This window comes from Rahnella sp. EDr1-12 (assembly GCF_049206505.1).
In the GTDB taxonomy this organism is placed as follows: domain Bacteria; phylum Pseudomonadota; class Gammaproteobacteria; order Enterobacterales; family Enterobacteriaceae; genus Rahnella; species Rahnella rivi.
Genome location: NZ_JBLZNY010000002.1, coordinates 177,313 through 199,307, shown reverse-complemented (window position 1 = coordinate 199,307; position 21,995 = coordinate 177,313). Strand labels below are relative to the sequence as shown.

General features: G+C 53.7%; 21 protein-coding genes. 12 read left to right on the top strand and 9 right to left on the bottom strand.

The genetic code is table 11. The annotated features are described in order from the left end of the window. The first annotated feature begins 72 nt into the window (after nucleotides 1-72). Entirely contained in the window at nucleotides 73-1,608 is a 1,536-nt protein-coding gene (gene murJ, locus ACO0U8_RS10430) for a murein biosynthesis integral membrane protein MurJ (protein ID WP_056769481.1), read from the top strand. Nucleotides 1,609-1,674: 66 nt separating this feature from the next. Here the strand turns inward: murJ and argS are convergent, their stop codons facing one another. Next, entirely contained in the window at nucleotides 1,675-3,408 is a 1,734-nt protein-coding gene (gene argS / locus ACO0U8_RS10425) for an arginine--tRNA ligase (RefSeq protein WP_056769482.1), read from the bottom strand. A gap of 218 nt (nucleotides 3,409-3,626) precedes the next feature. On the opposite strand from argS, the gene ACO0U8_RS10420 reads away from it, so the two are divergent. Beyond that, nucleotides 3,627-4,187 carry a VOC family protein gene (locus ACO0U8_RS10420; protein ID WP_217203943.1) on the top strand — a complete coding sequence of 187 codons (561 nt, stop codon included), beginning with the start codon at nucleotides 3,627-3,629 and terminating at the stop codon, nucleotides 4,185-4,187. Here the strand turns inward: ACO0U8_RS10420 and ACO0U8_RS10415 are convergent. Beyond that, nucleotides 4,184-5,332 carry a MalY/PatB family protein gene (locus ACO0U8_RS10415; RefSeq protein ID WP_421670750.1) on the bottom strand — a complete coding sequence of 383 codons (1,149 nt, stop codon included), beginning with the start codon at nucleotides 5,330-5,332 and terminating at the stop codon, nucleotides 4,184-4,186. The genes ACO0U8_RS10420 and ACO0U8_RS10415 overlap by 4 nt on opposite strands. A gap of 121 nt (nucleotides 5,333-5,453) precedes the next feature. Between ACO0U8_RS10415 and cutC the strand changes: the two genes are divergently transcribed. Further along, entirely contained in the window at nucleotides 5,454-6,212 is a 759-nt protein-coding gene (gene cutC, locus ACO0U8_RS10410) for a copper homeostasis protein CutC (RefSeq protein WP_421670749.1), read from the top strand. A gap of 463 nt (nucleotides 6,213-6,675) precedes the next feature. Here cutC and ACO0U8_RS10405 read toward each other — a convergent pair whose 3' ends face one another. The 6 genes from ACO0U8_RS10405 to ACO0U8_RS10380 all read right to left on the bottom strand — a co-directional run bounded on the left by ACO0U8_RS10405 (nucleotide 6,676) and on the right by ACO0U8_RS10380 (nucleotide 10,870). Beyond that, nucleotides 6,676-6,819 carry a hypothetical protein gene (locus tag ACO0U8_RS10405; RefSeq protein ID WP_421670748.1) on the bottom strand — a complete coding sequence of 48 codons (144 nt, stop codon included), beginning with the start codon at nucleotides 6,817-6,819 and terminating at the stop codon, nucleotides 6,676-6,678. Between the two features lie 225 nt (nucleotides 6,820-7,044). Continuing rightward, a complete protein-coding gene (gene cmoB, locus ACO0U8_RS10400) occupies nucleotides 7,045-8,016 on the bottom strand; it encodes a tRNA 5-methoxyuridine(34)/uridine 5-oxyacetic acid(34) synthase CmoB (RefSeq protein WP_421670747.1) in 972 nt (323 codons plus the stop codon). Beyond that, the gene (cmoA, locus tag ACO0U8_RS10395) at nucleotides 8,013-8,756 is read right to left on the bottom strand and encodes a carboxy-S-adenosyl-L-methionine synthase CmoA (RefSeq protein ID WP_056769494.1); all 744 of its coding nucleotides are present in this window, start codon (nucleotides 8,754-8,756) and stop codon (nucleotides 8,013-8,015) included. The genes cmoB and cmoA overlap by 4 nt, the downstream gene beginning before the upstream one ends. Before the next feature lie 124 nt (nucleotides 8,757-8,880). After that, entirely contained in the window at nucleotides 8,881-9,276 is a 396-nt protein-coding gene (locus tag ACO0U8_RS10390; protein ID WP_122094898.1) for an MAPEG family protein, read from the bottom strand. Nucleotides 9,277-9,386: 110 nt separating this feature from the next. Next, nucleotides 9,387-10,205 carry a DUF72 domain-containing protein gene (locus tag ACO0U8_RS10385; RefSeq protein WP_217203963.1) on the bottom strand — a complete coding sequence of 273 codons (819 nt, stop codon included), beginning with the start codon at nucleotides 10,203-10,205 and terminating at the stop codon, nucleotides 9,387-9,389. Nucleotides 10,206-10,294: 89 nt separating this feature from the next. Beyond that, nucleotides 10,295-10,870: a hydrolase gene (locus ACO0U8_RS10380; protein WP_421670746.1), complete on the bottom strand. Its 576-nt coding sequence runs from the start codon at nucleotides 10,868-10,870 to the stop codon at nucleotides 10,295-10,297. A 335-nt stretch (nucleotides 10,871-11,205) separates the two neighbouring features. Between ACO0U8_RS10380 and aspS the strand changes: the two genes are divergently transcribed. The 6 genes from aspS (at nucleotide 11,206) to ruvB (ending at nucleotide 16,565) form a co-directional block, all read left to right on the top strand. Further along, nucleotides 11,206-13,002 (top strand): aspartate--tRNA ligase, encoded by a 1,797-nt coding sequence (gene aspS, locus ACO0U8_RS10375; protein WP_421670745.1) that lies wholly within the window; start codon nucleotides 11,206-11,208, stop codon nucleotides 13,000-13,002. Continuing rightward, on the top strand, nucleotides 13,002-13,448 hold the full coding sequence (nudB, locus tag ACO0U8_RS10370) for a dihydroneopterin triphosphate diphosphatase (protein ID WP_056769502.1): 447 nt from the start codon (nucleotides 13,002-13,004) through the stop codon (nucleotides 13,446-13,448). Before aspS ends, nudB begins: the two co-directional genes overlap by 1 nt. A gap of 25 nt (nucleotides 13,449-13,473) precedes the next feature. After that, complete coding sequence (locus tag ACO0U8_RS10365) at nucleotides 13,474-14,217, top strand: YebC/PmpR family DNA-binding transcriptional regulator (RefSeq protein WP_056769504.1); 744 nt, start codon at nucleotides 13,474-13,476, stop codon at nucleotides 14,215-14,217. A 108-nt stretch (nucleotides 14,218-14,325) separates the two neighbouring features. Then, nucleotides 14,326-14,847, top strand: a complete 522-nt coding sequence (gene ruvC, locus ACO0U8_RS10360) for a crossover junction endodeoxyribonuclease RuvC (RefSeq protein ID WP_056769506.1) — start codon at nucleotides 14,326-14,328, stop codon at nucleotides 14,845-14,847. An 87-nt stretch (nucleotides 14,848-14,934) separates the two neighbouring features. Then, a complete protein-coding gene (ruvA, locus tag ACO0U8_RS10355; protein ID WP_013575037.1) occupies nucleotides 14,935-15,549 on the top strand; it encodes a Holliday junction branch migration protein RuvA in 615 nt (204 codons plus the stop codon). A gap of 8 nt (nucleotides 15,550-15,557) precedes the next feature. Beyond that, nucleotides 15,558-16,565, top strand: coding sequence for a Holliday junction branch migration DNA helicase RuvB (gene ruvB, locus ACO0U8_RS10350; protein WP_056769508.1), 1,008 nt, complete (start codon nucleotides 15,558-15,560; stop codon nucleotides 16,563-16,565). A 130-nt stretch (nucleotides 16,566-16,695) separates the two neighbouring features. Here ruvB and ACO0U8_RS10345 read toward each other — a convergent pair whose 3' ends face one another. After that, nucleotides 16,696-16,962 (bottom strand): helix-turn-helix domain-containing protein, encoded by a 267-nt coding sequence (locus ACO0U8_RS10345; protein ID WP_056769510.1) that lies wholly within the window; start codon nucleotides 16,960-16,962, stop codon nucleotides 16,696-16,698. Nucleotides 16,963-17,694: 732 nt separating this feature from the next. On the opposite strand from ACO0U8_RS10345, the gene bglF reads away from it, so the two are divergent. The 3 genes from bglF to licT all read left to right on the top strand — a co-directional run bounded on the left by bglF (nucleotide 17,695) and on the right by licT (nucleotide 21,937). Continuing rightward, complete coding sequence (gene bglF / locus ACO0U8_RS10340; protein ID WP_414070888.1) at nucleotides 17,695-19,569, top strand: PTS beta-glucoside transporter subunit IIABC; 1,875 nt, start codon at nucleotides 17,695-17,697, stop codon at nucleotides 19,567-19,569. A 36-nt stretch (nucleotides 19,570-19,605) separates the two neighbouring features. After that, on the top strand, nucleotides 19,606-21,003 hold the full coding sequence (locus tag ACO0U8_RS10335; RefSeq protein WP_421670744.1) for a glycoside hydrolase family 1 protein: 1,398 nt from the start codon (nucleotides 19,606-19,608) through the stop codon (nucleotides 21,001-21,003). Nucleotides 21,004-21,088: 85 nt separating this feature from the next. Next, nucleotides 21,089-21,937, top strand: coding sequence for a BglG family transcription antiterminator LicT (licT, locus tag ACO0U8_RS10330; RefSeq protein WP_421670743.1), 849 nt, complete (start codon nucleotides 21,089-21,091; stop codon nucleotides 21,935-21,937). The last annotated feature ends 58 nt before the right edge of the window (nucleotides 21,938-21,995 follow it).

Here is a 21,995-nt window from a genome sequence, read left to right as displayed (position 1 = left end):
CGAGACAGGCGGGTGGTTTTTGATGATTAACGCGTTGATTTACAAGTCCCACCGGCAATTAAGAAAAATGACATGAACCTACTTAAATCTCTGGCAGCCGTCAGTTCCATGACGATGTTTTCACGTGTATTGGGCTTTGCGCGCGACGCCATCGTGGCACGCGTTTTTGGTGCCGGCATGGTCACCGACGCCTTCTTTGTGGCGTTTAAACTTCCCAATCTGCTGCGCCGAATCTTTGCCGAAGGCGCATTCTCTCAGGCTTTTGTCCCGATCCTGGCTGAGTATAAAACCCAGCAGGGCGAAGAGGCGACCAGGACGTTTATCGCCTATGTCTCCGGTTTACTGACGCTGGTACTGGCGGTGGTGACGATACTGGGGATGTTCGCCGCGCCGTGGGTGATTTACATCACCGCGCCCGGTTTTGTTGATTCGCCGGATAAGTTTGCGCTGACCAGTTCGCTGTTACGCATTACGTTCCCTTATATCCTGTTGATTTCTCTGGCCTCACTGGCGGGGGCGATCCTTAATACCTGGAATCGCTTTTCGATTCCGGCTTTTGCGCCGACGTTCCTCAACGTCAGCATGATCGGTTTTGCTTTATTTGCCGCCCCGTACTTTCATCCGCCCGTGCTGGCGCTGGCCTGGGCGGTCGTCGCCGGTGGTGTGCTGCAACTGGGTTACCAGCTTCCGCACCTCAAGAAAATTGGCATGCTGGTACTCCCGCGCCTGAACCTGAAAGATGCGGGCGTCTGGCGCGTAATGCGCCAGATGGGACCGGCGATTCTGGGCGTTTCTGTAAGCCAGATTTCACTGATCATCAACACGATTTTTGCTTCATTCCTGGTTTCAGGTTCAGTTTCGTGGATGTATTACGCCGATCGCCTGATGGAGTTCCCGTCCGGTGTGCTGGGCGTGGCGCTGGGCACTATCCTGCTGCCTTCGCTGGCACGCAGTTTCTCCAGTGGTAATCATGCCGAATATAACCGCCTGATGGACTGGGGCCTGCGTCTGTGTTTCCTGCTGGCGTTACCGAGCTCTGTGGCGCTGGGCATTCTGGCGAAACCGCTGACCGTTGCGCTGTTCCAGTACGGTAAATTCAGTGCGTTTGATGCATCGATGACTCAACGTGCGCTGGTCGCCTACTCCGTCGGGCTGATGGGTTTAATCGTGGTAAAAGTGCTGGCACCGGGTTTCTATTCCCGTCAGGACATCAAAACGCCGGTGAAAATCGCCATGTTTACCTTGCTGATGACGCAGGTGATGAATCTGGCGTTTATCGGCCCGCTGAAACACGCAGGGCTTTCGCTGTCGATTGGTCTGGCCGCATGCCTGAATGCCTCATTGCTTTACTGGCAATTGCGTAAGCAGGATATTTTCCAGCCGCAACCGGGCTGGAAAGTCTTCCTGATTAAGCTGTTTGTGGCGGTGCTTGCGATGTCCGCTGCACTTATCGGCATGATGTGGCTGATGCCAGCCTGGGACGTGGGCGGAATGGCTTATCGCCTGGTGCGACTTGCGGCAGTGGTCGCTGCGGGTGTGGTGGCGTATTTCGCCGTACTCGGCCTGCTGGGTTTCCGGGTGAAGGAATTTGCGCGACGTCTGGATTGATTCCACGGATGACAGAAACAGAAAAGGGCGCCTGAGCGCCCTTTTTTAATCTCACAAAACCGCGAATTACATACGTTCTACGGTTTCGATACCCAGTGTATCCAGACCGGTTTTCAGCGTGCGCTGTGTCAGCAGTGCCAGCTTCAGGCGGCTGTTGCGGCTGGTTTCATCTTCTGCGTTCAGGATCGGGCAATGTTCGTAGAAGCTGGAGAACAGGCCGGCCACATCGTACAGGTAGGCGCACATGGTATGCGGCGTACCTTCGCGGGCAACAACGGTCAGCACTTCTTCGAACTGCAACAGGCGGGTGGCCAGCGCCGCTTCGCGTTCTTCGCGCAGCACAACCGGCTGAGTCAGGCTGTTCACGTCGATGTCCGCACGTTTAAAGATGGACGCTACGCGGGTATACGCATATTGCATATAAGGCGCGGTGTTACCCTCGAACGCCAGCATGTTATCCCAGTCGAAGATGTAGTCAGTGGTACGACTTTTCGATAAATCTGCGTATTTGATCGCGCCGATACCGACAGCGTTAACCAGCTTATCCAGCTCTTCTGCGTCTTTCAGTTCCGGGTTTTTCTCGGTAATAAGCTTACGTGCGCGATCGATCGCTTCATCCAGCAGATCGGACAGTTTCACCGTGCCGCCTGAACGGGTTTTGAACGGTTTGCCGTCTTTACCCAGCATCATGCCGAACATATGGTGTTCGAGTGCGACGGAATCCGGGACGTAACCGGCTTTGCGCGCGATAGTCCAGGCCTGCATCAGGTGCTGATGCTGACGGGAGTCGATGTAATACAGAACGCGATCGGCGCCCAACGTTTCGTAGCGGTACTTGGCACAGGCGATATCCGTGGTGGTGTAAAGGTAGCCGCCATCTTTTTTACGGATGATGACCCCCATTGGATCGCCTTCTTTATTCTTATACTCATCAAGATAGACAACCACAGCGCCTTCACTGTCCACGGCCAGACCTTTGGCCTGCAGATCAGAAACAATGCCTGGCAGCATGCTGTTATACAGGCTTTCACCCATGACATCGTCCTGAGTCAGAGTGACGTTAAGACGATTGTAGGTCAGCTGGTTTTGCTTCATGGTCACATCGACCAGCTTGCGCCACATCTGCAGGCAGTAGTCGTCGCCGCCCTGCAGTTTCACTACGTAGCCGCGCGCACGCTCGGCAAAGGCTTCGTCTTCGTCGTAGTTTTTCTTTGCCGCGCGGTAGAATTCTTCGAGGTCAGCCAGGTTCATGTCACCGGCATTTTCGTTTTGCACTTTCTCAAGGTAAGCAATCAGCATGCCGAACTGGGTGCCCCAGTCGCCAACGTGGTTAGCGCGGATCACTTTGTGGCCGAGGAATTCGTTGGTACGCACCGCCGCATCACCAATGATGGTGGAGCGGATGTGGCCAACGTGCATCTCTTTCGCCACGTTAGGGGCGGAGTAGTCGATGACGATAGTCTGCGGTTCCACCGGCGCGACGCCCAGTTTGGCGTCAGTAAGCGCGCTGTCGACGTGTGCACCGACAAAGGCTGGATCGAGGAAAATGTTGATGAAACCCGGCCCGGCGATTTCAACTTTATTGGCGATGCCGCTCAGATCCAACAGTTCAACCACTTTCTCTGCCAGTTGTCGCGGTGGCATGCCGAGTTTTTTTGCCACTGACATAACACCGTTAGCCTGATAGTCACCAAACTGGGCTTTGGCGGACTGACGGACTTGCGCTTCGCTGTCGGCAGATGCACCTGCTGCGATCAGCGCCTGGCTGACTTTTTCTGAAAGAAGTGACTGTATATTCACCGGATTACCTTATGTTTTGATTAACTGCCCGTTCTGTTTCGGATGAACCGAAAATGATGCGTGTTTATATCATATCAGGCCTGTGGAGTCAGTATTGGCGCACGTCTGTGGCGCAGTAAAGCGTGATTCTGCGGCGTGTCTCTGGCAACCGGATGAAAGCCTGTGTAAATTACCCGACCCTGAAGATTCGCAAACTGAAAAGAGTTAGGATGCCTGCCATGAAACATGTGCCTGAATTACAGGATTTAGCCGATGATTTACCGCGTTTTGTCAGCGTGTTAACAGCATTTGCGGCGAAGTTGCAGATCAATCTGGCAGATTTTCACGCCGATCACATTTCCGTGCGCTGTCATCAAAACACGACGGCCGACCGCTGGCGTGCCGGGCTGGCCCGCTGCGGCACACTGCTTAACGAGACAGAGATTAACGGGCGTCCTATCTGCCTGTTTACGCTGGATGAGCCCCTCACCGTCGGGCCGCTGCACATCGATCTGGTAGAATTACCTTACCCTGGCGAGAAGCGTTATCCGCATGAAGGCTGGGAACACATTGAGATTGTATTGCCGGGCGACGAAGAAGGGTTGTATACGCGTGCGCTGGCGCTGATTGCCGACGATGCCCTGATAATGCCGGGCATCAAGCTCAAACAAAGCGCCCCAAAAGGTGAACATGAGCGGCTGGCCAACCCGACGCTGGCGATCACCGACGGGTCTGTGACGATCAAATTTCACCCGCACAGCCTGCGCGAGATTGTTGCCAGCGAAAGGGAAGTGGATTAACGCGTCAGCTCTTGCAGGGCGGCATCCATGCGGTCCAGTGCCTTTTCAAGTAAAGCGCGCTGGCAGGCAAAGTTGATGCGAACGAAAGAAGGGGCACCAAATTCCGCCCCTGACGTAAAGCCCACGCCTGCGTCAACAAAGAAGCGGTAAGGGTCGGCCACCGGCAATGCGCTTGCGTCGATCCAGCCAAGGTAGGTGCCTTCCGGTGCCAGCATGGTTAAGCCAGGCATGGCGTTGATGCGGGTTGTCGCAAGCGTACGGTTAGCGCGTAAATAATCGAGTTGCGCCTCAAGCCACGCATCTCCGTCACGATAAGCAGCGGTAGCCGCGATGAAGGCCAGAATGTTGACGTGAGGAACGATGCCTTTGCTGGTTTCGAGGAATTTACGGCGTAATTCAGTATTCGGGATGATCGCCATTGAGGCGCCCAGCCCGGCAAGATTAAAGGTTTTTGACGGCGCAAGCAGCGTAATTGAACGTTGCGCGGCATCGTCATTTAGCGAGGCAAACGGAATGTGCTGAAGACCGGATTCGAGGATCAGGTCGCAGTGTATTTCGTCGGAGCACACCACGAGATCGTGACGTTGTGCGAACGCCTGCTGCTCCAGCAATTCTTCGCGGCGATACACCGTGCCGCCCGGATTGTACGGATTGCACAGCATCAACAGTTTTTCGCTGCCATCAAGCTGGCTTTCAACTGCGGCGAAGTCCGCCACCCAGCGTTGATGTTGCTGGATGACCGGTACGGCTTTGTAACCGCGGCCTTCTGACTGTGCGGCCTGTATAAATGGCGGATATATCGGCATGGGTAACAGGCTGGTTTGATGCTGAGTAACGTTGGCGCGCACTGCGACGTTCAGACCACAAACAAGGCCCGGCAGCCAGACAATCCACTCAGGTTTAATGTGCCAGTTGTGGCGCTCGCGCATGCGGTGAACCACGAGTTCAATCAGTTCAGGTGGGGTAAAACCGTACCCAAAAACGCCCTCGGCGACGCGTTGTTGTAATTCGGTGATCACCTGAGGCGGAGCGGTAAAATCGGAATCTGCTACCCAAAGCGGAATGACATCCTGATTATTGTATTTATGCCACTTAAGGCTATCGCTGTGACTGCGGTCTACCCATAAATCAAAATTGAGTGTCATAGTTAGTTTTCCTAAATAAGCAGTAAGCAATTGGGCGGGGATGCTCATCTGTAAGAGCCTACGCGACATGGTCGGTTACAAACAAGTGTTGTAGCATAATGCCGTTTTCAGGAGAGATCACATGACTAAGTTAGAAGTGTGTTGTTACAGCGTAGATTGTTCGTTAACGGCAGAGCAGGCCGGTGCAGATCGCGTCGAGTTGTGCGCGAGCCAGGCAGACGGGGGAATCACCCCGAGCTACGGTACCCTCAAACTGGCGAGGGAAAAAGTGACTATCCCGGTGCATCCGATTGTTCGGCCACGGGGTGGTGACTTTTGCTATAGCCAGAGTGAATTCGACGTGCTGAAAAGTGACGTTGCCTGTATGCGTGATATGGGTTTCCCCGGCATTGTGGTCGGGATGCTGGATGCGGAAGGGCATATCGATATGCCGCGCATGTGGGAAGTGATGGCGCTGTGCTCAGATATGGCGGTCACGTTCCATCGTGCCTTCGATATGTGCCTCAATCCGAAGGTCGCGCTCGAGCAGTTGACTCAGTTAGGGGTGGCGCGCATTCTGACTTCTGGCCAGCAACAGAATGCCGAAGTCGGATTGCCGATGCTTCGGGAACTGAATCAGCTAACGCGTGGTCCTATCATTATGGCAGGCGCAGGTGTGCGTCTGACCAATTTGCAAAAGTTCGTGGATATCGGGCTGACAGAATTGCACAGTTCGGCGGGGCGTCAGGTGAAATCAGCCATGCGCTACCGTAAAGCCGGTGTCACCATGAGTTCTGACACAGATTTTGATGAATTCAGTCGTTATTGCGTGGATGGCGATATTGTTGCCGCAATGAAAAGCACATTGCAGTTCGACGATGAAATATCCCGGTCCGCGTGATCGACGCAAGGTTTAAACAGATTTAATTGGGTCTTACGACCCTTATTGCGTCGCCCTGCGCAAGTACCAGGCCCCGTCATTTTGGCGGGGCTTTTTTTGTGCGCGAATTAGGGCAACGAGGCAGTCCTGCTACCGTGCTTTCAGCCCCAGGTCAGCAGCGCCACGCCAAACATGCCAGCTTTGACGACCAGACACATAATGAAAAGGCCAAAAACGATAAAGGCTCTGTCTAACAGGAAGCGGATTTTTCTGCGCATGACGTTCTCCGCGAGGCGGGGGGCATCGCGATCAGATGAAGGAGTTTGGACGATTTTATACACGAAACGGCATCCATCAATCCATTAATAAAGCGCAAAAAGCAGAAGCTTTACAAAGGCCTGTAACACAGCACGCGTTAACGTAAGATAAAAGCGATAAACCCGGCGGGTTTATCGCCAGTGACGGGGGATTATTTGCAGGCAGGTTACTTTTCGTAGAAATTTTTAATCCGGATTGCGACGTCAATATTGGCCCAGCGCAGCTCATTTTCCTGGTGCAGGCTGCTGGTTCCATCCCCCCACGTGACGTAGTACGACACCACTCCCTTTGCCGATTCAAAAGTATTCATGACGGAACCTTTGATGTCTCCGGATCTGTGTTTAACGATACTGCCATTAGGGAACTTCATATTTCCTCCCAACACGTAAACGACGATCTCTGTCAGAACAAACGGATAGCCAACCCTAAAAGGTTAGCCCTTTTTCACTTAAGTTGTTGCTGATGGTGTTACAGAACGTGTAGGAAAATGTCGTCATTAAAACTCCCGCCGGGCGACGGGAGGGAAGGGCAGGCGTTATGATTTGCGGGCGATAAGCAGGGCGCGGCGCGGTGCCGGATAGCCTTCAATGGTTTTGGTCGGATCGTTCGGGTCAAGAAACTCGGCCAGTGACTCACTGGTCATCCAGTCGGTTCGGCGCTGCTCTTCGACGGTGGTGACGCTGACATCGGCAATGCGCACATCAACAAAACCGCATTTCACCAGCCAGTCCTTTAACGCATCCGCGGAAGGAATGAAGTAGATATTGCCCATTTGCGCATAACGGTCGCCTGGCACCAGCACCTGCTGGCTGTCGCCTTCGACCACCAGGGTTTCCAGCACCAGTTCGCCGCCGCTGACCAGCTGGTTTTTTAACTGGTAAAGGTGATCCAACGGCGAGCGACGGTGATACAGCACACCCATTGAAAAAACGGTGTCAAAAGCGTTGAGTTCAGGCAGTTGTTCAATGCCCAGCGGCAATAAGTGTGCACGCTGGTCGCCACCGAGCAATTTACGCACCGCTTCGAACTGGCACAGGAACAACTGCATCGGGTCAATACCGACCGCCAGATGTGCGCCTGCGCCAATCATGCGCCACATGTGATAACCGCTGCCGCAGCCGACATCCAGAATGGTTCGTCCGGTCAGGGGGGAAATATGCGGCAGAACGCGATCCCATTTCCAGTCAGAACGCCATTCGGTATTGATTTCAACGTCATACAATGAGAACGGGCCTTTGCGCCATGGCATCATATTGCGCAGCAGGTTTTCAATGCCTTCGCGCTGACCGGCCGGTAAAGGCACTTCCATGTTAGCGCTGACGCTGTGCAGCAAATCCAGACGTTCTGGCTTGATCAGCGGCAGGCGATCGACGGAGTTGAACCACAGTTTGAACTTGCCGTGCAGCGACTCTTTTTGCCAGGCGGTCAGCTGGGAGGGCAGGGTATTGAGCCACGGACTTAACGGCCCTTTGGCGATAACGCGGTAAAAATCACCAAAATCGATCATTGTGCTTCTCCGGCTTTCAGCGCAATCAGTGAGCCGAAGTTAAAGCACTGGAACCAGACTTCCGTGTGCTGGAAACCGGCCTGACGCAGGCGGGTTTTATGTGTTTCGACAGAGTCGGTCAGCATCACGTTCTCGAGCATGCTGCGTTTCTGGCTGATTTCAAGTTCACTGTAGCCGTTCGCACGTTTGAAATCGTGATGCATATTGAACAGTAACTCGCCCACATCTTTATCTTCAAAGCTGAATTTTTCGGACAGCACCAGCGCCGCTCCCGGACGCATTCCCTCAAACACCTGATTGAGCAGGCGTTGACGATCGTCAGGTTCGAGGAATTGCAGTGTGAAGTTAAGCACCACCATCGAGGCATTTTTCAGCTCGATATTCAAAATATCCGATTCAATGACGGTTACCGGCGTCTCGGCGCGGAAAGCATCAATATGTCGGCGGCAGCGCTCTACCATGGCAGGGGAGTTATCGACAGCAATAATTTCGCAGCCCGGCACCTTAATGTTGCGACGCATCGACAGCGTGGCGGCACCCAGCGAACAACCGAGATCGTAGACATTCGTATCAGGCTGAACGAAGCGTTCGGCGAGCATACCAATCATCGAAATGATGTTGGAATATCCCGGTACTGAACGTTGGATCATATCGGGGAAAACTTCGGCCACACGTTCATCAAACGTCCAGTCGCCGAGCTTATCTATTGGTGCAGAAAAAAGCGTATCGTGGTTTGCCATAGTGGTGAGTCAGGCCAGAAAAGAGTGTGGGTAAAAAGTTGAGGGCAGATTTTAGCAGATACTGGCGCAGGCAGATACCTGCGCACCGGTGTTCACTGCAAACTGACGGGAAAAAGATCCAAAATCAGTTGAAGTTGAGGAACTGCGACCACGGCAGGTAAAAAATATTCACCATGACCATCACTACCAGCGAGATATAGGTGGCGGCCATGCCGTTGCGACGCCAGGCAAATTCGCGATTCTTTAGCCCGTAATAATGACATAAACGTCCGACTATCAGTAAAAGGCCGCAGGCGTGGATCATCCAGACGGCAGCACCGTTCATTTCCATAAACAGCAATAACAAACAACCAATCGGCAGATATTCGACGGCGTTACCGTGCACGCGAATGGCCGTTTGCAATTCGTAAGAGCCGCCGTCGCCGGTGGCAATGCGGTATTGGGTACGCAAACGGACAACATCGAAAGAGAGTTTGATCAAAAGTATGGCGGCAAGCACGACATATAACGCGCTAATCATGATGACTTCCTTGGTTATTCCAGGTAATCCGGCGGAGCCATTTTCTTCTCCGCTGCGCGGCTATGATAGCGGTCTGACTAAATACTGTCGTCATGAAAAAGAGAATTTTCTTAGAACAACGTGTCCTGCAAAGGCCAGTCGGGTTCCGGCGACACCGAAGGCATTTGCTGGCGCAGTTGCTGCCACAGGCTTCTTGCCTGCTGGGGAGCGTCGGTGCAATCCGGCGTGTGGATGAATAAATAGGGCGAAAGCCCTTGTGCGTCCCACGCCTGAAGTTTGGTTATCCACTGCGCAAACAAAGGCCGGTTATCTTCCAGCACGTCACCGCCAATAAAACGCACCAGCGGGCGCGATGCAGTGGCTACGGCGTGCAGTGGCAACACAGGCTTTTTACGTTTGGCCTCGAGTACCGCTTCTGTCACCGAGGCGGAACTGTGTACCGGACGGCTGTCCAGAATAGCGCGGTTGACGCCCCGCTGGCGTAACCCCTGATTCAGCCTCCGCTCGTCATCGCCTTTCGCAAAAAAATCCGGATGCCGGACCTCGACGCCGTAATCAAATCCGGCGGGCAGCGCATCGAGAAATTGCCATAAACGGTCAAGATGTTGCGGCGCAAAGGTTGCGGGCAGCTGAAGCCATAACTGGCCGATGCGTTCGCCGAGCGGCCCGAGCGTGCGGTAAAACGTATCGACATCTTCCTGGCAGTTTGCCAGTGCAGCTTTATGGCTGATGGCAGAAGGGAATTTGAAACAGAAACGGAAGGATCCCGGTGTCATGTCGCGCCAGCGCATCACCACTTCCTGCTTTGGCAGGGCATAAAAGGTGGTGTTGCCTTCGACACAGTTGAAATACCGCGCGTAATCAGCCAGATCGCGCAAACCAATCTTTGCCCAGGCGCTGTGATGCCATTGCGGTAAACCAATATACATGCCGAATTCTCCCGATTTTTCCATAACAAAACGCCGCCTCTGCGGGCGGCGTCAGGATAGCAAAATTAATGCGTCAGGGCAGGGTAACGTTACTCCGGCAGAGCGGCAAGCACTTCAGCGGTTGAACGTACGCGGCTGATGCGCGGGAAAATAAACTGTACGCTGGACTGATGATGATCGTTGTTATGCGCGCTGCACGCATCTTCTGCGATGACCAGTTCATAGCCGTGTTCCCAGGCGTTACGCGCGGTGGATTCCACACCGATATTGGTGGAAATACCCGCCAGCACGATGCTTTTAATGCGGCGACGGCGCAGTTGCAGATCCAGATCGGTGCCGTAGAACGCGCCCCACTGACGTTTGATCACCAGCAGATCGCTATCAGCCACGCCCAGTTGCTCCGGGAATTCCCACCAGCTGGCAGGCAGGCCGCCTTCGGGGGCTGCTGCGGGAATGTCCACCGGCTGTTTCAGCGCCTCGTCGAAAGAATCCGACCAGCCCACGCGCACCATGACTACCGGGGCACCCAGTTTACGGAAGCGGTTTGCCAGTTCAGTGGCATTATCCAGCACCTGCTGCGCCGTATGCGGGCCACCCGCGAAAGGTAAAATTCCTTTCTGTAAATCGATCAGTACCAGCGCGGTAGTGTTAGGGTCAAGTTTCATGGCGTTTAGCTCCCGGTTATCTCATTAATAGCGAAAGGAATTATGAACTGCGTGTACAAAGGGGATTGCGCGAGTCTATGCTAACGCGGGGATCGCATTGGGGATAATTTTGTTAAATTATGTGTAGCTTGCAACATGAGTGAATTTCCGCGCCCGCGTTGACGTGTTCGCACTTATCCTGCGAAGGAAATTCCTTTATAATAGCCGCCTTTTTTCGACCCGTATAAAACCTATTCCGCGCGCCGCAGCGTTTTGCGGGCGGGCGACCAGAGTGAATAACCGTTTCTGTACCTGTGCGCCATAAGGCCGGGTAGTGGGATCAAAAGGATACCGTTATGCGTACTGTATATTGTGGAAAACTGAATGCGTCCAATGTGGGCCAGGAAGTGACATTGTGTGGCTGGGTTAACCGTCGACGCGATTTGGGTGGTCTGATTTTCATCGATATGCGTGACCGCGAAGGCATCGTTCAGGTTTTCTTCGACCCCGATCAGGCAGAAGCCTACAAACTGGCGTCTGAACTGCGTAACGAGTTCTGCATTCAGCTTACCGGCACCGTGCGCGCGCGTCCTCAAAGCCAGTTCAACAAAGACATGGCGACCGGTGAAGTGGAAGTGTTTGCCAGCGGCCTGAACATCATCAACCGTTCCGAATCCCTGCCGCTTGACTCCAATCACGTCAACTCCGAAGAAGCGCGCCTGAAATACCGTTATCTGGATCTGCGCCGCCCTGAGATGGCGAACCGCCTGAAAGCGCGTGCAAAAATCACCAGCTTCGTGCGCCGTTTCATGGACAGCCATGATTTCCTCGACATCGAAACCCCGATGCTGACCAAAGCCACGCCGGAAGGTGCGCGTGACTATCTGGTGCCAAGCCGCGTGCACAAAGGCAAATTCTATGCCTTGCCACAGTCTCCTCAGCTGTTCAAACAGCTGCTGATGATGTCCGGCTTTGACCGTTATTATCAGATCGTAAAATGCTTCCGTGATGAAGATTTACGCGCTGACCGTCAGCCAGAATTTACCCAGATTGACGTCGAAACCTCTTTCATGAGCGCAGAACAGGTGCGTGAAGTGATGGAGAAACTGGCGCGCGAGCTGTGGCAGGAAATTAAAGGCGTGGATCTGGGCAACTTCCCGATCATGACCTATGCAGAAGCGATGCGTCGTTTCGGTTCCGACAAACCTGACCTGCGTAACCCGATGGAAATGGTTGACGTTGCGGACCTGATGAAAAATATCGAGTTCAAAGTGTTTGCCGATCCGGCCAACGATCCGAAAGGCCGCGTGGCTGCATTGCGTGTGCCGGGCGGTGCGTCCCTGAGCCGTAAGCAAATCGACGAATACGCAAAATTCATCGAAATCTACGGCGCGAAAGGTCTGGCTTACATCAAAGTGAATGAAGTGGCGAAAGGTCTGGAAGGTATCCAGAGCCCGGTCGCGAAATTCCTGAACGAAGAACTGCTGTCTGCCCTGACTGAACGCACCGGCGCTCAAGACGGCGACATGATCTTCTTCGGCGCAGCCAGCGCGAAAATCGTGACTGACGCTATCGGTGCACTGCGCCTGAAAGTGGGCCGCGACCTGAAAATTACTCAGGACGATGTGTGGGCGCCGCTGTGGGTGATCGACTTCCCGATGTTCGAAGACACCGACGAAGGCGGCCTGAGCGCTATGCACCACCCGTTCACTGCGCCGAAAGACATGACCGCAGAAGAGCTGGCGGCGGATCCGGTTTCCGCGATTGCGAATGCTTACGATATGGTCATCAACGGTTATGAAGTTGGCGGCGGTTCCGTGCGTATTCACCGCAGCGAAATGCAGCAGACCGTGTTCAGCATTCTGGGTATTAACGAACACGAACAGCGTGAGAAATTCGGCTTCCTGCTCGACGCCCTGAAATACGGCACGCCTCCGCACGCGGGTCTGGCATTTGGTCTGGATCGTCTGGTGATGCTGCTGACCGGTACGGACAACATCCGTGACGTGATCGCCTTCCCGAAAACCACGGCAGCGGCCTGTCTGATGACCGAAGCCCCAAGCTTTGCCAATCCGGCTTCCCTGCTGGAACTGGGCATTGCAGTCGTGGCGAAAAAAGAAGTGACGCCAGACACAAATACAGAGAATAACTAATGAGCTATAAGCGTCCTGAGTCGATACTGTGCGTCATCTACGCCAGAAACACCGGCAGGGTGCTGATGCTTCAACGAAAGGATGACCCGAATTTCTGGCAGTCGGTAACCGGCAGCCTGGAGGACGGGGAATCCCCGAATCAAACCACGCAGCGCGAAGTCATGGAAGAGGTCGGAATCGACATCGCAGGTGAAAACCTGACTCTTCAGGACTGCCATCGCTGTGAGGACTTTGAAATATTTGCGCATTTGCGCCATCGCTATGCTCCGGGCGTAACCCGCAACAAAGAACATTGGTTCTGTCTGGCGTTACCCGACGAGCGTGAGGTGCCTCTTACGGAACATCACGCGTACCGGTGGCTCGATAAGCCGGCAGCCGCAGCGCTGACGGTCTCCCCGAGCAACCAGCAGGCGATTGAAGAATTTGTAAACTATTCGGTCTGTTAAGACTTGAGACTTTTTGGAGATTTTTATGGCAGGTCACAGTAAGTGGGCCAACACCAAGCACCGCAAAGCGGCGCAAGATTCTAAACGTGGCAAGATTTTCACCAAAATCATTCGTGAGCTGGTAACGGCAGCAAAACTCGGCGGCGGCGATCCTGCGGCTAACCCGCGTCTGCGTGCGGCTATCGACAAAGCCCTGTCCAATAACATGACCCGTGACACCCTCAACCGTGCCGTGGCGCGTGGCGTGGGCGGTGATGACGACACCAACATGGAAACCATCATTTATGAAGGTTACGGTCCTGGTGGTTCGGCGGTGATGGTTGAATGTCTGAGTGATAACCGCAACCGTACCGTGGCGGAAGTGCGTCATGCTTTCAACAAAACCGGTGGCAATCTGGGGACAGACGGCTCCGTGGCTTACCTGTTCTCCAAAAAAGGTGTGATCACTTTCGCACCGGGTCTGGATGAAGATGTCGTGATGGAAGCCGCGCTGGAAGCGGGCGCAGAAGATATCGTGTCATACGATGACGGTGCTATCGACGTGTTCACTGCCTGGGAAAGTCTGGGCGATGTGAAAGATGCGCTGGAAGCTGCCGGTTTCAAAGCGGATTCCGCCGAAGTCACCATGATCCCATCGACCAAAGCAGACATGGATGCAGACACTGCACCTAAACTGTTGCGCCTGATCGACATGCTGGAAGATTGTGATGATGTTCAGGAGGTTTACCACAACGGTGAAATCTCTGACGAGATCGCAGAAACTCTGTAATCTCAGTGCCGCCGGTGGCTACCACCGGCTGGCTATCCTGTTGTCCCCCGGCAGTTTATACTCTCCCCAACTTTGCAAAAAAACGACAACACAAGGCGTTGACTGGCTATGGCTATTATTCTGGGGATCGACCCCGGTTCGCGTATCACCGGCTATGGCATTATTCGCCAGACAGGGCGTCAGCTGAGTTATCTCGGCAGCGGTTGTATCCGTACCGTGGTAGACGATATGCCGGGACGACTGAAACTGATTTATGCCGGTGTGTCGGAAATTATCACGCAATTCCAGCCTGATTTTTTTGCTATCGAATCCGTATTTATGGCGAAGAATGCCGACTCTGCTTTAAAGCTCGGTCAGGCGCGCGGAGCCGCCATTGTGGCCGCCGTGAATCAGGATTTGCCGGTGTTTGAATACGCCGCGAGGCAGGTGAAACAGACCGTCGTGGGTACCGGTGCTGCTGAGAAATCGCAGGTTCAGCACATGGTGCGTTCCTTGCTGAAGCTCCCTGCTAATCCGCAGGCCGATGCGGCCGATGCGCTGGCGATTGCCATCACTCACTGTCACATGAGCCAGAACGCTATCCGGCTCAGCACGGACAAATTACAGATGGCACGCGGACGTATGCGATAGACGCCGCAAGTCCCATAGGCTGGATATCCATCCAGCCTTTTTTATGATATAAACATCGCAGCTTTTGACCTGATAAGGAAAATGAACGTGATAGGCAGACTACGAGGCATTATTCTGGAAAAACAGCCCCCTTTGGTGCTGCTGGAAACCAACGGCGTGGGCTATGAAGTGCATATGCCGATGACCTGTTTTTACGAATTGCCGGAACTGGGTCAGGAAGCTATCATCTTCACGCAATTTATCGTCCGTGAAGATGCCCAGCTGCTCTACGGATTTAACGATAAACAAGAGCGCGCGCTGTTCCGTGAGCTGATTAAAGTTAACGGCGTCGGGCCAAAACTGGCGCTGGCTATCCTGTCAGGCATGTCGGCACAACAGTTCGTCAGTGCGGTAGAAAAGGAAGAAATCACCGCCTTAATCAAGTTACCTGGCGTCGGTAAGAAAACCGCAGAACGTCTGGTCGTCGAAATGAAAGACCGGTTTAAAGGATTAAACGGTGATTTGTTTAACAATCATACTGATATCACGCTACCTGCATCTGCGTCGAAAGCGAAAGAATCTGACGCTGAAGGCGAAGCCGTTGCAGCCCTGATATCCCTCGGGTACAAACCACCAGAAGCCAGCCGTATGATCAGCAAAGTCGCCAAACCCGGCGCTGAATCAGAAACGTTGATTAGAGAAGCGCTGCGCGCTGCGCTGTGAGGTAAGAGATGATCGAAGCTGACCGCCTGATTTCGTCCGAAGTGTTCACCGAAGAAGAAGTCATTGATCGTGCGATCCGCCCCAAGCTGCTGTCGGAATATGTTGGCCAGCCTCACGTGCGCTCGCAAATGGAAATCTTTATTCAGGCGGCTAAGCAACGCAAAGACGCGCTCGATCACCTGCTGATTTTCGGACCGCCCGGGCTGGGGAAAACCACTCTCGCCAATATCGTGGCAAACGAAATGGGCGTTAACCTGCGCACGACCTCCGGGCCGGTGCTGGAAAAGGCCGGCGATCTGGCCGCGATGCTCACCAACCTCGAGCCGCACGATGTGCTGTTCATCGATGAAATCCACCGCCTGTCGCCGGTTGTTGAAGAAATTCTCTATCCGGCGATGGAAGACTACCAGCTGGACATCATGATCGGCGAAGGCCCGGCCGCGCGCTCGATCAAACTCGATTTGCCGCCGTTCACTCTGATTGGCGCCACGACCCGCGCCGGTTCCCTGACCTCTCCTTTGCGCGACCGCTTCGGTATTGTGCAGCGCCTGGAGTTTTATCAGGTGGCGGATTTACAACACATCGTCGGGCGAAGTGCATTATGCTTGGGGCTGGAGTTGTCCGAAGAGGGGGCTCATCAGATTGCCCGCCGTTCACGCGGCACGCCGCGTATCGCTAACCGTCTGCTGCGCCGCGTGCGCGACTTTGCAGAAGTGAAAGGGGACGGAACGATCAACGGTGATGTCGCCAATGGCGCTTTGGATATGCTGGACGTGGATGCTGAAGGTTTCGATTATATGGACCGGAAGCTGCTGCTGGCGATTATAGATAAATTTTCCGGCGGACCTGTTGGCCTGGATAACTTAGCGGCGGCGATTGGTGAAGAACGTGAAACCATCGAAGATGTCATTGAACCGTTCCTGATCCAGCAGGGCTTTATTCAGCGTACGCCGCGCGGGCGAATGGCAACCAATCATGCCTATAAGCATTTCGGACTCTCTCGCGACGAAGAATAAGTCCGATATCAGACAAAATATCCTGCAACGGACGCATCAGCGTCCGTTTTGTTTTCTGCAATTCAGGAAAAGGCAGGTAAACGGCAGGGTTCAAAAGGCGGTGAAAGCGGGGCTCTCACCGCGTCACGGGCTAAACTTCCGCTTTAGGGGTACGCAACTTCGGCACAACTAACTCACCCTTGGCATTGTAGTAACGACTAGGCCAGATTTCCCAGGCCGGTACGCCAATCATTTGCGCGATGATCATTTCGCCTTTCGGCCAGCGTCGTGAAAGGGTATTTGAGAGTGTGGAAGAACCCAGTCCGGACTCCCGGGAGAGTGCCGTCAACGTTGAACCTTTTTTGCGAATTGCCGCGATAATATCGGCGGGATGCCAGTCTTCTCTGGAGTTAGTCATAATGCGGCCTCTGCGTATCTGGGGCACATAATGACCGGGAGAGGGGGAGTGCCTGCCTTGGCTTGTCTTTCATTTCACATTGTCCAGTAGATTAATGTTTGGCCGCCACTGGAGTTGAGAATCTCGCTGGTGGTAGCCCTGACGGGGTTCTCAACACCGGTTCTACTGGATACCGGCCTGACCTAAGTCAGCCCCGCCTGAGCCACCATTGAGATATTGCTTGTTGTTTGTACAGGCAATAGGTGTGCGCAGACTCAGACATAGAATGTGTGTGCATTCCATGTCGCCAGTGAACATTCAGGTTGAGAATCCCGGACGCGGATTTTGCCGCGACAAGGAATTATAGCGCAACGTGTAAACGGTTACCAAGGTTGCAATACACAGCTTACTAATTTTGTAGCCTTACGCCGCTTATTTAGCGCTTTATGCCCGCAACGAACTCCGGCCGGGGGCTTGTGAGGCAAGACTTCTGCACATAATCTGAGGCCGGTCACATTTTCACGATTTGTCCGGGATTACGACTTGTATCCGGAAGGGATTCACCAGAGAATCCCCTCAGAGAGCAGGATTGTTACTGTCTGACAGGCAAAACCTAAACTTCTTGTTTCTTCGCGTTGTGCGGAGAGACCGGACGTTTAGGTTTTTTTTTGGCCTGAATTCAGGGGCCGGCCGCCCCTGTGGAATATACCGGCAATGTCGTGCACGACGCCATTACTCTGATGAGATAACACCATGGAATACAAAACGTTAGCCGATGAAATTCTCCGCGGAGTGGGCGGAAAAGAGAACGTGAACAGCGTGGTGCATTGTGCAACCCGTTTACGCTTTAAATTAAAAGACACCACCAGGGCCGATGCGGAAGGGCTGAAAAAAAATCCCGGTGTGATCATGGTTGTGGAAAGTGGCGGCCAGTTTCAGGTGGTGATTGGCAATCACGTAGGCGCAGTCTACGAAGCGCTGGTGAAAACCAGCCCGCTTTCCGAAGGGGGTGACGAAGAGTCCGGCGACAAGGGCAGCCTGTTTGCGCGGGCAATTGATGTGATATCCGGTATCTTTACGCCGTTCATCGGCATCATGGCTGCCTCAGGGATCCTCAAAGGGTTTCTGGCACTGGCGCTTGCCTGCGGCTGGCTGGTGCCGGAAAGCGGTACGTATAAAGTCTGGTTTGCCGCCAGCGATGCGATGTTTTATTTCTTCCCGCTGGTGATTGGGTTTACAGCGGGGAAAAAATTCGGTGGTAATCCGTTTGTGACGATGATGATTGGCGCAGCCATGGTGCATCCGCTGATGATTGCCGCTTTTGACGCTCAACAGGCCGGTGCTCCGGCCGAGCATTTCTTTGGCATTCCGCTGATTTTCATTAACTATGCGTCATCGGTTATCCCGGTGATCCTCGCGGCCTGGGCATCCAGCTGGCTGGAAAAACGGGCGATGAAAATCCTGCCCGGTGCGCTGCGCAATTTTATTACCCCGCTGATTTGCCTGATGGTGATCGTTCCGCTGACATTCCTGGTGATCGGCCCGGTGGCGACGTGGGCGAGCCAGCAACTGGCAAACGGTTATCAGTTTATTTATCACGTCAGCCCGATGATCGCCGGTGCCTTTATGGGCGCGCTGTGGCAGGTTTGTGTGATATTCGGCCTGCACTGGGGGCTGGTGCCGCTGATGATCAATAACTTCAGTATTCTCGGTCACGACACCATGCTGCCGCTGTTACTTCCTGCGGTTATGGGGCAGGTCGGCGCGGTGATTGGCGTCATGCTGCGCGCCAAAGATGCCCGAACCAAAGCGCTGGCGGGGTCGGCCATCAGCGCCGGGATTTTCGGCATCACTGAACCTGCGGTGTATGGCATCAACCTCCCGCGCCGCAGGCCGTTTATCTTTGGCTGCGTCGGCGGTGCATTAGGGTCGGCAATCCTTGGCTATTTCCAGACCACGGCTTACTCCTTCGGTTTTGCCAGCATTTTCACATTCACTCAGGTGATCCCTCCGACAGGTTTTGACCAGACAGTCACCGCGGCCATTGTCGGTACGCTGATTGCCCTGGTGTTTGCTGCCCTGGCAACTTATCTCTTCGGCATGAAAGAAGAAGAGGTCGCAGCCGAACCCGATCCGAAAGTGGCGGCAGAATCCGCACAGGCACCGCGGGGTAAAACGCTGATCGCAAGCCCGATGACCGGCACCTGCGTGGCGCTGGAAGAGGTAAAAGATCCCACGTTTGCCAGCGGTCTGCTGGGTAAAGGTGTCGCCATTATACCGACAGCGGGGCGGGTGGTTTCACCGGTAAACGGCACGGTGGTTTCTCTGTTTAAAACGCATCATGCCATCGGAATTGAGGGCGAAGACGGCGCGGAAATTTTGATCCACGTCGGCATCGATACCGTGAAGCTCGACGGCAAATTCTTTACCCCACATGTTGCCGTCGATGCGGTGGTGAAGCAGGGCGATTTACTGCTCGAATTCGATATTCAGGGCATCACCGACGCCGGATACGATCTGACAACGCCGGTGCTGATGACCAACAGTGACGATTACCTTGACGTGATCCCGGCCAGTATTGGCCAGGACGTCAGTGAACAAACGCCACTGCTCACGCTTTTACGATAAGTTTTTTTCGATAACGACCAGAGCCAGGAGGTTCATATGAATAAGCAATTCCCAGACGGTTTTTTATGGGGCGGCGCAGTGGCAGCCAATCAGGTAGAAGGTGCATACCTGACCGACGGTAAAGGATTGTCTACCTCAGACTTGCAGCCGCAGGGCGTTTTCGGTCCGGTGCAGGAGCGTGTGGAGGGCGATTTCGGCGTCAAAGACGTGGCGATCGATTTTTATCACCGCTACCCGGAAGATATGAAGCTGTTTGCCGAAATGGGTTTTACCGTTCTGCGGACGTCAATTGCCTGGACGCGTATTTTTCCGCAGGGTGATGAAACGCAGCCAAACGAGGCCGGGCTGGCCTTTTACGACCGCCTGTTTGATGAAATGGCAAAATACGGCATTACGCCGCTGGTGACGCTTTCTCACTACGAAATGCCTTACGGGTTGGTAAAAAAACACGGTGGCTGGGGAAGCCGCGACACCATCGGCTTCTTTGAAAACTACGCCCGCACCGTATTCAGCCGTTACAAAGATAAGGTCAAATACTGGCTGACGTTCAACGAAATCAATATGTCGCTGCACGCACCCTTTACCGGCGTGGGCTTGCCGGAAGACAGCAGCAAACAGGAAATTTATCAGGCGATCCACCATCAGCTGGTTGCCAGCGCCAAAGCGGTAAAAGCCTGCCACGAGATTATTCCTGATGCCAAAATCGGTAACATGTTGCTGGGCGGCATGCTCTATCCGCTGACCTGCAAACCGGCAGACATGATGGAAACGCTGCAACAAAACCGCGACTGGTTATTCTTCGGTGACGTTCAGGTGCGCGGTGCGTACCCGGCCTATATGCCGCGTTTCTTTAAAGATCGCGGCATGGAAATCATCATCACCGCGGAAGACAAACAGGCGCTGAAAGAAACCGTCGACTTTATTTCTTTCAGTTACTACATGACCGGTTGCGTGACCACCGACGCAGAGCTGAATGTCAAAGCGCGCGCCAATATATTGAACATGGTGCCAAATCCGCATCTGGAAAGTTCAGAATGGGGCTGGCAGATTGACCCGGAAGGTTTGCGCTTCCTGATGAATGAGTTGTATGACCGCTATCAGAAACCGTTATTTATTGTTGAAAACGGCCTGGGTGCGCGCGATAAGCTCGAAGCAGACGGCAGTATCAACGATGATTACCGCATTCAGTACATCAACGACCATTTAGTTCAGGTGCGCGAAGCGATTGAGGACGGCGTGGAAGTGATGGGCTACACCAGCTGGGGGCCTATCGATCTGGTGAGCGCGTCGAAAGCTGAATTCTCCAAACGCTACGGGTATATCTACGTTGACCGCGACGATCAGGGTAATGGCTCGCTGGAACGTCGTCGTAAGAAAAGCTTCTTCTGGTATACCGAGGTGATTAAATCTCACGGTGCATCGTTGAAATCCTGATATTATCAGGCAGATCCGTAGACAGCGGCAGACAAAACCTGATCATCCGTACGGATGGTCAGGTTTTTCTTTTCAGGGAGTTAGAATGAAAATCGCCAAAATACTCAATAATAATGTGGTGGTTGTCGTTAACGAACAGCAACGCGAACAGGTGGTCATGGGCTGCGGGCTGGCGTTTATGAAAAAAACGGGAGATGAACTCGACGACAGTAAAATTGAGAAAATCTTTGCGCTGCAAAATGATGAACTGGTTGCCCGCCTGACCGAGCTTTTATCCCATATTCCGATGGAAGTGATGACCACCTGTGATCACATCATCACGCTGGCGCGCACCCGTCTGGGCAAATTACAGGAAAATCTGTACATCGCGCTGACCGATCACTGCAATTTTGCCATCGAACGGCAGAAAAAGGGTGTGCCGATCAGTAATGCGCTGCTGTGGGAAACCCGCCGTCTGTACCCGAAAGAATATGCGCTGGGGCTCGACGCGCTGGAGATCATTGACCGCCGCCTTGGCGTTCGCCTGCCGCCCGACGAGGCGGGATTTATTGCCCTCCATTTGGTGAATGCTCAGCTTAACGGCGAAATGCCGGAAGTGGCGCAGATCACCCGCGTCATGCAGGAAATTCTTAACCTGGTGAAATACCAGTTGCGGCTCGAATATGACGAAGAATCGCTCAGTTATCAGCGGTTTGTCACCCATCTCAAATTTTTCGCACAGCGTATGCTGAGCCGTACAGTAGTGGCTGACGACGACATGACGCTGCACGTGGCGGTGAAAGAAAATTACCCGCAGGCCTGGATCTGTGCCGAAAAGATTGGTGATTACCTGAGCGCGCAATATCAGCGTGAGCTGACCACGGAAGAGGTCATGTACCTGTCAATTAACATTGAGCGGGTCAGAAAAGAGAGCCTGCCAAAAGAGACATCCTGACCGCACGTATCCACAAAATTCGTCCTGCGAAATATGAGTGATAACAATTTTTAGTGAC

Bases quoted from the DNA above. Each gene is read 5' to 3' on its own strand.
- licT (WP_421670743.1), top strand. From the start codon at position 21,089: ATGAAAATCGCCAAAATACTCAATAATAATGTGGTGGTTGTCGTTAAC.
- nudB (WP_056769502.1), top strand. From the start codon at position 13,002: ATGAGCTATAAGCGTCCTGAGTCGATACTGTGCGTCATCTACGCCAGA.
- cutC (WP_421670749.1), top strand. From the start codon at position 5,454: ATGACTAAGTTAGAAGTGTGTTGTTACAGCGTAGATTGTTCGTTAACG.
- ACO0U8_RS10405 (WP_421670748.1), bottom strand. From the start codon at position 6,819: ATGAATACTTTTGAATCGGCAAAGGGAGTGGTGTCGTACTACGTCACG.
- ACO0U8_RS10365 (WP_056769504.1), top strand. From the start codon at position 13,474: ATGGCAGGTCACAGTAAGTGGGCCAACACCAAGCACCGCAAAGCGGCG.
- ACO0U8_RS10385 (WP_217203963.1), bottom strand. From the start codon at position 10,205: ATGTATATTGGTTTACCGCAATGGCATCACAGCGCCTGGGCAAAGATT.
- ACO0U8_RS10390 (WP_122094898.1), bottom strand. From the start codon at position 9,276: ATGATTAGCGCGTTATATGTCGTGCTTGCCGCCATACTTTTGATCAAA.
- cmoA (WP_056769494.1), bottom strand. From the start codon at position 8,756: ATGGCAAACCACGATACGCTTTTTTCTGCACCAATAGATAAGCTCGGC.
- ACO0U8_RS10420 (WP_217203943.1), top strand. From the start codon at position 3,627: ATGAAACATGTGCCTGAATTACAGGATTTAGCCGATGATTTACCGCGT.
- ACO0U8_RS10345 (WP_056769510.1), bottom strand. From the start codon at position 16,962: ATGACTAACTCCAGAGAAGACTGGCATCCCGCCGATATTATCGCGGCA.
- ruvB (WP_056769508.1), top strand. From the start codon at position 15,558: ATGATCGAAGCTGACCGCCTGATTTCGTCCGAAGTGTTCACCGAAGAA.
- cmoB (WP_421670747.1), bottom strand. From the start codon at position 8,016: ATGATCGATTTTGGTGATTTTTACCGCGTTATCGCCAAAGGGCCGTTA.
- bglF (WP_414070888.1), top strand. From the start codon at position 17,695: ATGGAATACAAAACGTTAGCCGATGAAATTCTCCGCGGAGTGGGCGGA.
- ruvC (WP_056769506.1), top strand. From the start codon at position 14,326: ATGGCTATTATTCTGGGGATCGACCCCGGTTCGCGTATCACCGGCTAT.
- ACO0U8_RS10380 (WP_421670746.1), bottom strand. From the start codon at position 10,870: ATGAAACTTGACCCTAACACTACCGCGCTGGTACTGATCGATTTACAG.
- murJ (WP_056769481.1), top strand. From the start codon at position 73: ATGAACCTACTTAAATCTCTGGCAGCCGTCAGTTCCATGACGATGTTT.
- ACO0U8_RS10335 (WP_421670744.1), top strand. From the start codon at position 19,606: ATGAATAAGCAATTCCCAGACGGTTTTTTATGGGGCGGCGCAGTGGCA.
- aspS (WP_421670745.1), top strand. From the start codon at position 11,206: ATGCGTACTGTATATTGTGGAAAACTGAATGCGTCCAATGTGGGCCAG.
- ACO0U8_RS10415 (WP_421670750.1), bottom strand. From the start codon at position 5,332: ATGACACTCAATTTTGATTTATGGGTAGACCGCAGTCACAGCGATAGC.